This is a genomic window from Hydrocarboniphaga daqingensis (assembly GCF_900129825.1).
Classification (GTDB): domain Bacteria; phylum Pseudomonadota; class Gammaproteobacteria; order Nevskiales; family Nevskiaceae; genus Hydrocarboniphaga; species Hydrocarboniphaga daqingensis.
This window is the reverse complement of sequence record NZ_FQWZ01000007.1, coordinates 245,994-260,417: the sequence shown is the minus strand read 5'-3', so window position 1 is coordinate 260,417 and position 14,424 is coordinate 245,994. Positions and strand designations below refer to the sequence as shown.

11 protein-coding genes and 1 tRNA gene are annotated in these 14,424 nt (G+C 66.5%); 9 read left to right on the top strand and 3 right to left on the bottom strand.

The features are described 5' to 3' along the window. The first annotated feature begins 145 nt into the window (after positions 1 to 145). From BUB09_RS14820 to BUB09_RS14795, 6 genes are read left to right on the top strand one after another with little or no spacing between them, the layout of a single operon-like run. Positions 146 to 1,183 carry a Nit6803 family nitrilase gene (locus BUB09_RS14820; protein ID WP_072898787.1) on the top strand — a complete coding sequence of 346 codons (1,038 nt, stop codon included), beginning with the start codon at positions 146 to 148 and terminating at the stop codon, positions 1,181 to 1,183. Next, positions 1,101 to 2,216: an MSMEG_0568 family radical SAM protein gene (locus tag BUB09_RS14815; RefSeq protein WP_175550216.1), complete on the top strand. Its 1,116-nt coding sequence runs from the start codon at positions 1,101 to 1,103 to the stop codon at positions 2,214 to 2,216. Before BUB09_RS14820 ends, BUB09_RS14815 begins: the two co-directional genes overlap by 83 nt. 1 nt (position 2,217) lies before the next feature. Further along, positions 2,218 to 2,787, top strand: coding sequence for an MSMEG_0567/Sll0786 family nitrogen starvation N-acetyltransferase (locus tag BUB09_RS14810; RefSeq protein WP_072898785.1), 570 nt, complete (start codon positions 2,218 to 2,220; stop codon positions 2,785 to 2,787). Beyond that, on the top strand, positions 2,784 to 3,773 hold the full coding sequence (locus BUB09_RS14805) for a sll0787 family AIR synthase-like protein (protein WP_072898783.1): 990 nt from the start codon (positions 2,784 to 2,786) through the stop codon (positions 3,771 to 3,773). The genes BUB09_RS14810 and BUB09_RS14805 overlap by 4 nt, the downstream gene beginning before the upstream one ends. A gap of 9 nt (positions 3,774 to 3,782) precedes the next feature. Beyond that, positions 3,783 to 4,067 carry an MSMEG_0570 family nitrogen starvation response protein gene (locus BUB09_RS14800; protein WP_072898780.1) on the top strand — a complete coding sequence of 95 codons (285 nt, stop codon included), beginning with the start codon at positions 3,783 to 3,785 and terminating at the stop codon, positions 4,065 to 4,067. Then, on the top strand, positions 4,064 to 5,332 hold the full coding sequence (locus tag BUB09_RS14795; protein WP_072898777.1) for an MSMEG_0569 family flavin-dependent oxidoreductase: 1,269 nt from the start codon (positions 4,064 to 4,066) through the stop codon (positions 5,330 to 5,332). The genes BUB09_RS14800 and BUB09_RS14795 overlap by 4 nt, the downstream gene beginning before the upstream one ends. A gap of 25 nt (positions 5,333 to 5,357) precedes the next feature. Here BUB09_RS14795 and BUB09_RS14790 read toward each other — a convergent pair whose 3' ends face one another. Next, on the bottom strand, positions 5,358 to 7,436 hold the full coding sequence (locus BUB09_RS14790; RefSeq protein ID WP_072898775.1) for a S46 family peptidase: 2,079 nt from the start codon (positions 7,434 to 7,436) through the stop codon (positions 5,358 to 5,360). A gap of 95 nt (positions 7,437 to 7,531) precedes the next feature. After that, positions 7,532 to 8,386 carry a 3-deoxy-8-phosphooctulonate synthase gene (kdsA, locus tag BUB09_RS14785; protein ID WP_072898773.1) on the bottom strand — a complete coding sequence of 285 codons (855 nt, stop codon included), beginning with the start codon at positions 8,384 to 8,386 and terminating at the stop codon, positions 7,532 to 7,534. Positions 8,387 to 8,626: 240 nt separating this feature from the next. Here kdsA and BUB09_RS14780 point away from each other — a divergent pair, with 240 nt between their 5' ends. Then, positions 8,627 to 9,166: a hypothetical protein gene (locus BUB09_RS14780; RefSeq protein WP_072898771.1), complete on the top strand. Its 540-nt coding sequence runs from the start codon at positions 8,627 to 8,629 to the stop codon at positions 9,164 to 9,166. Between the two features lie 351 nt (positions 9,167 to 9,517). Here BUB09_RS14780 and BUB09_RS14775 read toward each other — a convergent pair. Next, positions 9,518 to 9,605: transfer RNA gene (locus tag BUB09_RS14775), tRNA-Ser, on the bottom strand. Positions 9,606 to 9,913: 308 nt separating this feature from the next. Between BUB09_RS14775 and BUB09_RS14770 the strand changes: the two genes are divergently transcribed. Beyond that, positions 9,914 to 11,290, top strand: a complete 1,377-nt coding sequence (locus tag BUB09_RS14770) for an efflux RND transporter periplasmic adaptor subunit (RefSeq protein ID WP_245793302.1) — start codon at positions 9,914 to 9,916, stop codon at positions 11,288 to 11,290. Positions 11,291 to 11,324: 34 nt separating this feature from the next. After that, positions 11,325 to 14,423: an efflux RND transporter permease subunit gene (locus tag BUB09_RS14765; RefSeq protein ID WP_072898937.1), complete on the top strand. Its 3,099-nt coding sequence runs from the start codon at positions 11,325 to 11,327 to the stop codon at positions 14,421 to 14,423. Position 14,424 lies beyond the last annotated feature (1 nt).

The window sequence follows — 14,424 nt, the reverse complement described above, 5'->3', positions numbered from 1 at the left end:
CCACCGTTCGATGCTGGCGCGCAGCGCCGGGTGAGGGACTCTCAGCGCCGCGTTTGGCTTCATCCTCGAGCCGCGCTCGAGCCTCAGACGCCCTCGCCCCTGCCCCTCTGCCGGCGGCAGAGGGAATGGGCTGCGGAGCCTCGGCATGAGCGCACACGTGATCCGTGCGGCGGCGGCGCAGTTGTCGCCGGTGCTCGGCAGCCGCGACGGCACGATCGCGAAAGTGATCGATGCGATCGCGGCCGCAGCAAGCCAGGGTGCGCAGCTGATCGTGTTCCCCGAAACGGTGGTGCCGTACTACCCGTACTTTTCGTTCATCACGCCGGCAGTGGCCATGGGCCCGGCGCATCTGGCGCTGTACGACCAAGCGGTGACCGTGCCCAGCGCCGACACCGAGCGCGTCGGTGCCGCAGCGCGTCAGTACCGCATCGTCGTCGTGCTGGGCGTCAACGAGCGCGACCACGGCACGCTGTACAACACGCAGTTGGTGTTCGACGTCAGCGGCGAGATCGTACTGAAGCGTCGCAAGATCACGCCGACGTATCACGAGCGCATGGTCTGGGGCCAAGGCGACGGCAGCGGGCTGAACGTGGTGGATACCGCGGTCGGCCGCATTGGCGCGCTGGCCTGCTGGGAGCATTACAACCCGTTGGCGCGTTACGCGCTGATGGCGCAGCACGAGCAGATTCACTGTAGCCAGTTTCCAGGCTCGCTGGTCGGGCCGATTTTTGCCGAGCAGATGGAACTGGCCGTGCGCCATCACGCACTCGAATCCGGCTGCTTCGGCGTCAACGCCACTGGCTGGCTAAGCGAAGCGCAGATCAGCTCGATCACCGCCGACCCGACACTGCAAAAGGCGATGCGCGGCGGTTGCTACACCGCGATCGTGTCGCCCGAAGGCAAGCATTTGTGCGAGCCGCTGCGCGACGGCGAAGGCCTGATCGTCGCCGACCTCGACTTTGCGCTGATCACCAAACGCAAACGCATGATGGACTCGGTCGGCCACTACGCACGGCCCGAGTTGCTGTCGCTGAACCTCGACCCGCGAACCGCGCAGCCACTGCATCGGCAGGGCCTGCTCTCAGCTGGAGATCAACTCGATGGACACCTTGCTCAACGCGCCCGCGACGACGACGCAGCAGCTGCTGACCGATCTGCAGTCGCGCGGCCTGCGACTGACTGACCCCGATGCGGGCGCGCCGAGCCGCCGTGGCGGCGCCGGGCCGACCGATCACAAAGCGGTGACGGTCGACGGCCGCACGATCATGGTGCCGGTACATACCGGCAGCGCCGCCGACTCGCCATTCGAAGCCGGCGCCATGGCGGCTGACGGCAGCGTGCCGCTGCAGCGCAACGGCAAGACGATCGCGACGATCGGCTTTCCGCGTCAGCCACGCTTCTACAAGATGCAAACGCTGGACGGCGTGCCGTATTCGAAGATCGCGCAGCTACATGGCAGCGACGTGCTGGCGACGACGGTGCTGCAGACCTGCGTGCGTTACGGCCGCCGCAGCACTTCGTGCCAGTTCTGTGCGATCGGCGAATCACTCTCCAACGGCCTGACGATCAACCGCAAGCTGCCCGAACAGCTGGCCGAAGTGGCACGCGCCGCCGTGCTGCTCGACGGCGTCAAGCACATGGTGATGACCACCGGCACGCCGAACTTCACCGATCGCGGCGCAGCGCTGCTGTGCGAAAGCGCGTTCGCGGTCAAAGCCGCAGTGGATCTGCCGATTCAAGCGCAATGCGAACCACCGGATGATCCGATCTGGTTCACGCGGATGAAGGCAGCCGGCATCGACAGCCTCGGCATGCATCTGGAAGCGGTCACGCCCGAGGTGCGGCAGCGGATCATGCCGGGCAAGGCCGAGGTCAGCATCGAGCAGTACATGACCGCCTTCGCCGACGCAGTGGCCGTGTTTGGCCGCGGCCAGGTCAGCACCTACATTCTTGCGGGCCTGGGCGACACACGCGACGCGATTCTGGCGATGTGCGAGCAACTGGTGGCGATCGGCGTCTACCCATTCGTGGTGCCGTTCGTGCCGGCGTCGGGCACGCCCTTGGCGGATCATCCGGCGCCGGATCCGGTGTTCATGCGCAGCCTGCTGCAACCGCTGGGCGCGATGCTGGTTGCCGGCGGCTTGCGCAGCGCCGACATCAAGGCCGGCTGCGGTCGCTGCGGCGCGTGCTCCAGCCTGTCGTCATTCGAGCGCTGAAATGCTGCCGTTCGCATCCAGCGACTGCACGGCCTATCCGTTCGTGGCGGGCGAATACCGGATCAAACATGTCAGCGAGCGCTGGGAGCGGGTCGCATGCCGGGCGCTACGCCAACAGGTGTTCTGCCGCGAGCAAGCGATGTTCGACGGCGATGACGCCGACGAGCGTGACACTGATGCGCTGACGATCGCGGCCATCGCCTGCATCGCCGGCATGCCCGAGCAGTTGGTCGGCACCGTGCGGCTGCATTGCGATGATCACGACGCCGCACACTGGTCGGGATCGCGGCTGGCCGTGCACGCCGACTACCGGCGCTGCGCATGGCTGGGCTCGGAGCTGATCCGTCACGCGGTCAGCACGGCCGTTGCGCGCGGTTGCCGGCAATTCAGCGCCAACGTGCAGCCGCAACACCGCAGCCTGTTCGAGCGTCTGCATTGGCAGGTCGTCGCGACGTCGACCGTGCAGAACCGCCCGCACCTGCAGATGCAGGCCGATCTGCGCCACTACCCGGCACGGCGGCAGGACGAAATCGCCTGGTACACCGCCACACCCTGGCAGCGCGCCGCATGAGCTTGGTGCATGAGCTTGCAGCGGCATTGCGCACGACGCGCGGCATCGCGCACAAGTCCGATATCGCCAGCGCCGTCGCAACACTGGGCGCCGCAGCGACGCTGGCCGGCGTTCCGATCGGCGACGATTGCGCGGCCATCCCCGACGGTGCCGGCGGCTTTCAACTGCTGGCAATCGAGGGCTTCATCAACGAATTCGTCTGCGCCGACCCGTGGTTCGCCGGCTGGTGCGGCGTCATGGTCAACGTGTCCGACATCTATGCGATGGGCGGGCGTCCGACAGCGGTCGTCGACGCGGCCTGGGGTCGTAATCGCGACACGCTGAAGCTGCTGATGGAAGGCCTTGCAGCCGCATCGCAAGCCTACGGCGTGCCGGTGGTCGGCGGACACAGCAACGCGCGCTGCGACCGCGAGCAACTGTCGGTTGCGATTCTCGGCCGCGCATCGCATCTGCTGAGCAGCTTCGACGCGAAGCCGGGCGATGCGCTGATCGCCGCGATCGACTTGCGCGGCGCGTATCGCGCGCCGTACCCGCACTGGAACGCCAGCACCAGCGCGCCGCCGGAGCGGCTGCGCGCCGACCTCGAACTGCTGCCACAGATCGCCGAGGCGGGTTGGTGCCGCGCCGCCAAGGACATCAGCCAGGCCGGCTTGCTCGGCACGCTGCTGATGCTGCTCGAATGCTCCAGCGTCGGCGCCTGCGTCGACATCGACAGCGTGCCGCAGCCGCACGGCGTCGATCGCAGCGACTGGCTGCTGTCGACCTTTCCCAGCTACGGATTTCTGCTGGCCGTGCCGCCGGCGTCGGTCGATGCCGTGTTGGGCAGGTTCGCATCGCGCCAGATCGACTGCGCAGTGATCGGACACTGTGACAACCGCCATCAACTGACGCTGCGCGACCGCAGTGGCGACCACGCCCTGGCCTGGGACCTGCGCAAGAACGGCTTGATCGGCTGCGGCCCCAAGCCACCTTCTCTACCTGGATAGCACACTGCCATGCCCGAACTGCATTTCCATGTGCGTTGGCCGGACGACAGCACGACGGCGTGTTACTCGCCGTCGAGCACGATCCGCGACGCACTCAAGCTGCATCATCCGTATCCGCTGCACGACTTCGTCGCGGCCAGCCGCGCTGCACTGGAACACGCCAGCGAGCGCGTCGCGCAGAAATACGGCTGGGGCTGCGGCCACGCGGCGGCGCAGATTCGCGAGATCGAACACTTGGCCAGTCGCTACGCGAGCGATCCGCAGGCCACCGTCACCGTGGTCAAGTTCGAATGAACGGCCCACTCAACAACCCGCAGCTACCGGTGGCGGTGATCGGCGGCGGCCAGGCAGGGCTGTCGATCAGCTGGCACTTGAAGCAACTCGGTATCGAACATCGTGTGTTCGAGCGTCACGGCGTTGCGCACGAGTGGCGCCATGCGCGCTGGGATAGTTTCTGCCTGGTGACGCCGAACTGGCAGTGCCGGCTGCCGGGTTTCGACTACGCCGCCGACTTCGGCGGGCGCGATCCGAAAGGTTTCATGCTCAAAGACGAGATCGTGCGCTATCTCGAAGCCTATGTGGCGTCGTTCGATCCGCCGCTGCTGACCGGCGTCAGCGTCGAGCGCGTCCGCGCCGTCGATGGCGGCTTCGACATCCGCACCAGCAGTGGTCGCTGGCATGCGGCACAAGTGATCGTCGCCACCGGCGGCTATCACCGGCCGATCGTGCCGCGCAGCGCCGAACGCTTGCCGCCGCACATCGTGCAGATCGATGCCTGCGCGTATCGCAATCCGCAGCAACTTCCCGACGGCGCCGTGCTGGTCGTCGGCACCGGCCAGAGCGGCGCGCAGATCGCCGAAGACCTGCATCGCGCCGGGCGCCGCGTGCACTTGGCTGTCGGCACGGCGCCGCGCTCGCCGCGCGTCTATCGCGGCCGCGAAGTCACCGAATGGCTGACCGACTCCGGCTACTACGCGATCACGCTCGACCAGCATCCGCAGAAAGAAACCGTCCGCGAAAAAACCAATCACTACTTGTCGGGGCGTGACGGCGGCAAGGCGATCGACCTGCGCCAGTTCGCCGCCGACGGCATGCAGCTATACGGCCGCTTCGAGACGATCGCCGATGGTGTCGTGCACTTTGCGCCCGATCTACGTCGCAATCTCGACCGCGCCGACGACAGCTATCGCGGCATTCAGACCGCCGTCGATGCCTATATCGCAGCCAACGGCATCGACGCCCCGGCCGAGCCGCATTACGTACCCGTGTGGGAACCGCAGACCGAGCCGCTGACGCTGGACCTGACGGCGGCCGGCATCAGCAGCGTGATCTGGTGCATCGGCTTTGCGTCGGACTACCAATGGCTCGAAGCGCCGGTGTTCGACGGCCGCGGCCAACCAGTGCAGACGCGCGGCGTCACGCCCGTCGAGGGTCTGTATTTCCTCGGTCTGCCCTGGCAAAACACCTGGGGATCAGGCCGCTTTGCCGACGTCGGCGCGGACGCCGCGTATCTAGCGCAGCAGATCGCCAAGCATCAGGCGGCCACTGCAGCAGCCTGATGTTGTAGCGGGCTGAGTCCGTCGCTCAGCGCTTGCTGCGCGCCGCCTCGATCTCGTCAGCAACGCGCTGCGCGCCATACACCTTGCGCAGCGTCTCCAGAATCGCACCGCTGTGCACCGACACCGCGCGGTTGTGCGCGCCGTCGAACCAGAATGCGCCGCCCAGCGAGCGGATATTGCCGTCGAACACCAGACCGACGACTTCAGCCTTGCGGTTGATCACCGGCGAGCCGCTGTTGCCGCCGATGATGTCGTTGTCGCTGACGAAGTTGAACCGCTGCTCGCCATTGAGCTTGGGCTGCGCGGCGATCCACGACGCCGGCAGCTTGAACGGATCGTGATCGGTCGCGCGCTTGAACGCGCCCGCGATCGTCGTGAACGGCGGTACTGCGGTGCCATTCTGGTCCCAACCCTTGACCTCGCCATACGACAGACGCAGCGTAAACGTCGCGTCGGGGTAGACGCGGGTGCCGTACTTGTCGAGGCGCGCCCGCGCCAGATGCTCGGTGTTCTTCTGCTCGACGGCTTCGACCTCGCTCTCGTAGCGCTTGCGCAGTTCGCGCGCGGCCGGATCGACCTTGCGCGCCAACGCGATCATTGGATCGGTCGATGCATCGATCGCGGCCTGACCGCCGTCCCACAGCGCTTTGCGCACTGCCGGGTCACCGAGCCGCGTGCCGGCCACCAGCCGCTGTGCCAGCAACTCTGGCGCATCGCGGCCGAGCACCTGCTGCACGAACGCATCGTCGGCGCCCAGCACCGCGCGCAGCTTGGTCAGCGAGTAGCCGAGCATCACCGATTCCAGCTCGGGGTAGATCGGCGCGCTGGAGAACAGCCGCTGAGTGACCGACGGCAGCGCAGCGTCGGTGTATTCGCGCAGGCGCTCGCCGTTGGGCTTGGCGCGCTCGGCGGCGCCGCGTACCAGCATCCGCGCCATGCGGAAGTAATCGCCGCTGAAACCGCCGCTACCTTCGATGTACTTGTACGGCGTTTCGAACTGACGATAGCGCTGCTGGGCAGCGGCGATTTCGTCCCATGCCGCGCCTTGCGCCGCCTGACGCTCGGGTGACGCGGCGACGAACGCGCGCAGCTCGGCTTCCTGCTGGCGCTTGAGTGCGAAGATCGCCGGGTCAAGCAGCGCTTCGAGCTGGCCGCCGAGCGCCTTGAGGCTGTTTTCGACGCCGAAACGATCGGTCTTGCTGATGCGCGCGGCTTCGGCGCTCGATGTGGCGTACTGGTTGAGCATGCCGCGCATTTCCGACAGCCGCAGCAAGCGCGGGATCAGATCGACGTCGCGCGTGCGGTCGAGCTGCGCCACCGTCAACAACCGGTTGGTGCGCCCCGGATGACCGAGGATCATCGTCATCTCGCCCGGCTCGGCGCCGTTGGCACTAAACGGGAAGAAGTCTTTGACCTTGGCCGGCTTGCCGTCCTCGTAGGCACGCAGCAAGCCCAGATCGAGGTCGTAGCGCGGGAAGTTGAAGTTGTCCGGGTCGCCGCCGAAGAACGCGATCGATTCTTCGGGCGCAAACACCAGACGCGCATCCTGATAGCGATGGTAGCGATACAAGCTGTACACGCCGCCGTGATACAGCTCGACGACATCGCAGCGCGTGCGCGCCTTGTCGCTGCCGACGCACTCGGCTTCGATCTTCGAGCGTTCCGCCTTCTGCGCGCGGCTGAACTCGGCGCCGCTGAGCCCTTGCGTGGCCTGCTTGACGCGCTCGGTGACGTCGGTAATCCGGTCGAGCCGATTCAGCTCGATCGTCGGGCACATGATCTCGTCTTTGCCGGTCTTGGCGTAGAAGCCGTCTTCGACGAAGTCGCGCTCGGCGGTCGACAACTGCGCCACGCACTCGCGCACGCAATGGTGATTGGTCATCACCAGCCCGTCCGGCGACACGAACGACCCCGAGCACCCGCCGGCCAGACGCACCGCGCTGCGCTGGGCGTGCTCGGTCCACTTCGTATCGGGCTTGAAGCCGTACTGCGCCTGCATCGCCTCGACCGGCAAGCGGTCCAAGGTCCACATGCCTTCGGCCGCCTCGGCAGCGCCGATCGACAACAGCGAGGCACTCAGTGCAACCAACAGGGAACGAAGCATCGGGGCGGCTCGGCAGGGTTGGGGAGCGGAGTATCGACAGCGCGACACAGGGCCGCCTGAGGGATTTCCGGGCTTGAGCAGAAGCCCGGACGGCGCTACTCGATCACCAACTCGTCCTGCCCCTTCACCAGATCATCCAGCGCCTTGAGCTGTGCCAGGAACGGCTCCAGCTGGTGCAGCGGCAGCGCGCTCGGGCCGTCGCACTTGGCCACGCTCGGATCGGGGTGGGCTTCCAGGAACAGGCCGGCCAGCTTCATCGCCAAGCCGGCGCGGGCCAGTTCCAGTACCTGCGCACGGCGACCGCCAGAGGCTTCGCCGCCGGGGTCGCGGTTCTGCAGGCTGTGCGTCACGTCGAAGATCACCGGCAAGCCGCCGCTGACCTGCTTCATCTGCGTGAAGCCCAGCATGTCGACCACCAGATTGTCGTAGCCGAAGCAGCTGCCGCGCTCGCACAGGATCACCTGCTCGTTGCCCGCCTCGCGGCACTTGCTGACCACGTGCTTGATCTGCGGCGGGCTCATGAACTGCGGCTTCTTGACGTTGATCGGCTTGCCGGTTTTGGCCATCGCCACCACCAGGTCGGTCTGCCGCGCCAGAAACGCCGGCAGCTGGATGATGTCGACCACGTCGGCCACCGGCTGCGCCTGCTCGATCTCGTGCACGTCGGTGATGATCGGCACGCCAAACTCGCGCTTCACCGCCTGGAAGATACGCAGCCCCTCGACCATGCCCGGGCCGCGATACGAACGGATCGACGAGCGGTTGGCCTTGTCGTACGAGGCCTTGAACACGAACGGAATGCCCAGCTTGGCCGTCACCTTGACGTAGTGCTCGCACACCCGCAGCGCAAAGCTTTCGTCCTCCAGCACGTTGACGCCGCCGAACAGCACGAACGGAAGATGGTTGGCGACGGCGATGCGGCCGACGTGGACGATTTTGCTTGCGGTCATGCGCGGGGTTCCGTTGACGCTGCCACTGGGTTCAAGCGGCAAGACGTGATGAGGTGAGCGGTCAATGCGGTGCCGGTGCAGCCCTTCGAGATCGGGCTTTGCGGCGGCAGTTAGCCTGAATTATTCACCAAATCACCGGGTCCATGCCCTAGGATCGCATCGACCTTCATAACCAAGTGAGTCTGGGCAAAGCGCGGCGATCATCAACAGGCGCGCATCGGGTCGGCGGCAACGCTAGGCTTGGCCTTGCACCCCTGGAACGCCATCCACGTGACGAATAACCCGCTCCACAACCGACTTCGCTACCTTCGCAACGCGGAAGCCTTTGCCGCCCTGGCACTCCCGGCCGTGCTGATATGGCACTGGCTGCAGTCGGGCCTTCCGGTCGATTGGGCGCTACGCCTTCCCCCGACGTTGCTGGTCGGGGTGATGCTGCTGCAGGGCGCAGGCTACTGGCACCTGAAACTCGAATCGGTGAGGACGCGTCGGGCGCTGCCGAGCTACTTCCGACCGCTATATCGAGCCCTTCGACTCGCCGATCTGCTGGCGCTGATGGCGGTCGTGATCGCCTACGGCGTGATGAGCCAACGGGGCGCCGCCACGGCCGATCTTGCATGGGCCGGCGGACTGCTGGTGTTTGCCATGCTGGAGTACATCAACTACTTCGGCGTGCAACTGATGCATGACAATCGGGCGGACCTGCAATACCTGCTGCGGCATCGCCGACTCCGGCGTGCTGCGCTTGCAACCGATCTTTCGCGAGGTTCCGAAGCGATCTGAGTAGCGCAGGAAGGGACCCCCTACGGGCCGGGGCGCTCCCGCGCCCTTCGAATCCCTCCATCAGCTTTCCACTTCGCTATTGGTCTGTACTGCCCAATGGCAGTACAGACCAATAGTGGCGGAGAGGGAGGGATTCCCCTACGGGCCGGGGCGCTCTCGCGCCTTCGAATCCATCCCTCAGCTTTCCACTTCGCTATTGGTCTGCACTCCCCAATGGCAGTACAGACCAATAGTGGCGGAGAGGGAGGGATTCCCCTACGGGCCGGGGCGCTCTCGCGCCCTTCGAATCCATCCCTCAGCTTTCCACTTCGCTATTGGTCTGCACTGCCCAATGGCAGTACAGACCAATAGTGGCGGAGAGGGAGGGATTCGAACCCCCGGAACCTTGCGGTTCAGCGGTTTTCAAGACCGCCGCAATAGACCACTCTGCCACCTCTCCGCGGGCGCGCTGCCGGCCGCGGCGCGTATTGTGCCCGGCGACGGGGCAAATTTCCTGCTCGACCGTTTCGAACGTTGTAGCGGCATCGTGGTTCGGCCAGCAGCCGGGATACCGTCAGGCGACACACGTTAACGAAACTTTACTGCGCGATCGGCGTCGATGACGGCCGCTGCAGTGTAAGTTTCGCTGCGACTGGCCCGCGTGCTGACCGTTGTCGCGAGCCGGCGGTGGCACGCGGTTGACCGCGATACGCCCTGCTCCATCCCACTGCAGCGTTCCCGTTCACGCACACCCGCAAAGGATTCACGTTGGCCAAGCCCCGCATGCAGCCGTCTGTTCCCTCGCCGACCTTGGCCCCGCAGCGCGGTCGCAGCCGGATCGTCGGCATCGTCGTTGTGCTGACCGTGATCGCCGGCATGGCGGCGCTGGCCTGGTACCTGGGACACCGGCCAGCCGCGAGCACCGCCGGAGCGCCGGGCATGCCCGGCGCCGGTGGGCCGCCCGGGGCGGGCGGGCCGCCGTCGGGTGCCTTTGGCGGCGGTGGTGGCTCGCGCCGGCCCGGCACGACCGTCGGCACCGCGACGGCGGAAAGCACCGACATCCCGGTGATTCTCGAATCGCTGGGCACGGTCACGCCGCTGGCGACGGTGATCGTGCGGCCGCAGGTGTCGGGCGTGATCACCGAGGTGCGCTATCGCGAAGGACAGCGGGTCGCCAAGGGCGACGTACTGGCGGTGATCGACCGGCGTCCGTTCCAGATCGCGCTGCAGCAGGCACAGGCGCAGCTGCAACGCGACAGCGCCGAGCTCGACAATGCGCGCGTGACGCTGGAGCGCTTCAAGACGCTGCAGCAGCAGGACTCGATCGCCGAGCAAGACGTCGACACGCAGGCCGCGACGGTTCGCCAGCTCGAAGGCACGCTAGCCTCGGATCGCGCCGCCGTCGCCACGGCACAGCTGAATCTGGATTTTTGCGAGATCCGCTCGCCGATCGCCGGCCGCACCGGCCTGCGCGTCATCGACGTCGGCAATTACATCGGCGCCGGCGATGCCAGCGGCATCGTCGTGGTGACGCAGATCGCGCCGACCGACGTCGCGTTTACCGTGCCGCAGGACCGTGTTGCCGAAATCCAGTTGCCGGTGTCGCAGAACCAGACGCTGGCAGCGACAGCCCTCGACCGCACGCGGACCCAGACGCTGGCCGAAGGCCAATTTCTGACGCTGGACAACCAGGTCAACACCGAAACCGGCACCGTTCGCGCCAAGGCGCGCTTCACCAACGACGACGGCAGCTTGTTCCCGAACCAGTTCGTGAACCTGCGCCTGGTGATGCGCACGATCCGCGGCGCGGTCACCGTGCCGATCTCGGCGGTGCGCAACGGCAGCGACGGCGACTTCGTCTGGCGCTTGAACGACGACCGCACCGTAAGCCAGCGCAAGGTCAAACGCGGCATCGCCACCAACGACCGCGTGCAGATCACCGAAGGGCTGCAGATCGGCGATGTCGTCATTACCGAAGGCGGCGACCGGCTCCGCGAGGGTGCGCCGGTGATCCTGCCGGCCGCGTCGGCAGGCGCTGCACCGGCGGCCGACGGCAGCGCGGCACCGGCTCAGCGCGGCCCCCGCGGTGATGGCCAGAAGCGCCGTCGCCGGCCCGAAGGCGCGCCCGCCGACGGCGCACCTTGATCCGGCGCCGCATCGGCTCGACGCCAGGACGGATATGAATCCTTCGCGCCCGTTCATCGAACGGCCGGTCGCCACGGCGCTGCTAATGGCGGCAATCGTGCTGGCCGGCTTGGTCGGCTTCAAGTTCATGCCGCTGTCGGCGCTGCCCGAGGTCGACTACCCGACGATCCAGGTGCAGACGCTGTATCCCGGCGCCAGCCCCGAGGTCATGAGCCAGACGGTGACCGCGCCACTGGAACGACAGCTCGGCCAGATGCCGGGACTGCAGCGAATGAGCTCGGTCAGCACGGCCGGCGCGTCGATCATCACCTTGCAGTTCACGCTGACCGAGGCGATCGACGTCGCCGAACAGGAAGTGCAAGCCGCGATCAACAGCGCCAATGCACTGCTGCCGGCCGACCTGCCGGCGCCACCGGTCTATGCCAAGGTCAATCCCGCCGACGCACCGGTGCTGACGCTCGCGCTGACGTCGGACACGCTGCCGCTGACCGAGGTGCGCAACCTCGCCGATACGCGGCTGGCGCTGAAGATCAGCCAAGTGTCGGGCGTGGGCTTGGTGACGCTGTCGGGCGGGCAACGTCCGGCGATCCGCATCCAGGCCGACACGCAGGCACTGGCGTCCTACGGCATCACGCTGAGCACGCTGCAGTCGGCGATCGGTGCTTCCAACGCCAACAGCGCCAAGGGCAGCTTCGACGGCCCGAGCCGCGCGTACTCGATCAACGCCAACGACCAACTGCTGACAGTCGACGACTACCGCAACCTGATCGTCGCCTACACCGGCGATGCGCCGGTGCGCATCAGCGATGTCGCCAACGTGGTAGACGCCGCCGAAAACATCAAGCTCGCGGCCTGGGCCAACCTGCGCCCGGCGATCATCCTCAACGTGCAGCGCCAGCCCGGCGCCAACGTGATCCGCACCGTCGATGCGATCCAGCAGCGTCTGGCCGAACTGCAGGGCGTGATGCCCGACAGCGTGCGCATCGACGTGCTCAGCGACCGCACGACTGGCATCCGCGCGTCGGTACACCACGTGCAGATCGAGCTGCTGCTGGCCGTGGTGATGGTGGTGCTGGTGATCTTCTTCTTCCTGCACAGCCCGCAAGCAACGCTGATCGCCAGCCTGTCGGTGCCGATCTCGCTGATCGGCACCTGCGGCGCGATGTATCTACTCGGCTACAGCTTCAATAACCTGAGCTTGATGGCGCTGACGATTGCCACCGGCTTCGTCGTCGACGACGCGATCGTCGTCATCGAGAACATCGCACGGCACCTGGAACGCGGCGAAAAGCCGTTCAACGCCGCACTCAAGGGCGCTAGCGAAATCGGCTTCACGATCATCTCGCTGACGATCTCGCTGGTCGCGGTGCTGATCCCGCTACTGTTCATGGGTGATGTCGTCGGCCGGCTGTTCCGCGAATTCGCGGTGACGCTGGCGATCACGATCCTGATCTCGGCCGTGGTGTCGCTGACGCTGGTGCCGATGCTGTCGGCGCGGTGGCTCAACGCGCATTCGACCGCGCCCGAGCGCGGCATCGGTGCCGCGATCCAGCGCGGCTTCGACCGCGTCGTCGGCCACTACGACCGCTGGCTGACGCTGGTGTTGCGCCATCAGGGCGCAACGCTGATCGCCGCACTGGCGACCCTGCTGCTAACGGTGCTGCTGTATGTGCTGATCCCCAAGGGTTTGTTCCCGACGCAGGACACCGGGCAGCTGCAAGCGCGGCTGCAAGCCAGCGAGTCGGTGTCGTTTTCACGGATGTCCCAGCTGCAACAGGCGGCCGCCGCGGAGATCCTGAAGGACCCGGCCGTGGAAAACCTCAGCTCCTTCGTCGGCGTCGATGCCGCCAACAGCACGCTGCTGCATACCGGGCGCCTGTTCATCAACCTGCGGCGCGAGCGTGGCGGTGCCACGCAGAGCCAGATCATGGAGCGGCTCAAACAGCGGGTCGCCAACGTCGCCGGGGCGACGCTGTACTTGCAGCCGACGCAGGATCTGACCATCGACGCCGAATCCGGTCCGACGCAGTACCGCGTGTCGATAGAAGGCGCCGATACCGCCATCGTCACCCAATGGGCGCAAAAGCTCGCAGCACGGATGCAGCAGCTCGATGCGCTGCGCACCGTGGTCTCCGACGCCGGCGCCACCGGCAGCAGCGCCTACATCGACGTCGATCGTGATACTGCGTCGCGGCTCGGCATTTCGGCTTCGGCGATCGACGATGCGCTGTACAGCGCGTTTGGCCAGCGCATCGTGTCGACGATCTTCACCGAGACCAACCAGTACCGGGTGATTCTCGAAGCGCGGCCCGATCTGCTGACCGAGCCGGCATCGCTCGGACTGCTGCACTTGCAGTCCGGCTCCGGCGTGGCCACGCCGCTGGGCGCATTCGCGACGATCAGCGAACGCCGCGCACCGCTGCAAGTGACACACGTGGCGCAGTACCCGGCCACGACGATCGGCTTCGACACCGCCGACGGCGTGTCGCTGGGCGAGGCCGTCGACCAGATCCGCCAAGCGGCGATCGACATCGACCTGCCGGCCAGCGTCAGCCTGAGCTTTCTGGGCGCTGCCAGCGCCTACGAAAACTCGCTGAGCAACCAGCTGTGGCTGATTCTGGCGGCGATCATCTGCGTCTACATCGTGCTCGGCGTGCTGTATGAGAGCTACGTGCATCCGCTGACGATTCTGTCGACGCTGCCGTCGGCCGGCGTTGGCGCACTGCTGATGCTGATCGTCACCGGCAATGACCTTGGCGTGATCGGCATCATCGGCATCATTCTGCTGATCGGCATCGTCAAGAAGAACGCGATCATGATGATCGACTTCGCGATCGACGCCGAGCGATCACAGGGCTTGGCCGCACAAGCGGCCATCCACCAAGCTGCGCTGCTGCGTTTCCGGCCGATCATCATGACGACGCTCGCGGCGCTGTTTGCGGCCGTGCCGCTGATGCTCGGCACCGGCGAAGGCGCCGAGTTGCGCCGGCCGCTGGGCATCGCGATCTTCGGCGGCCTGGTCGTCAGCCAAGCGCTGACGCTGTTCACGACGCCGGTGATCTATCTGATGTTCGACCGGCTCGGCCAGCGCTTCGGCCGTCGCAGCGCCGCAGCACCCGGCAGCGCGGCCTGAG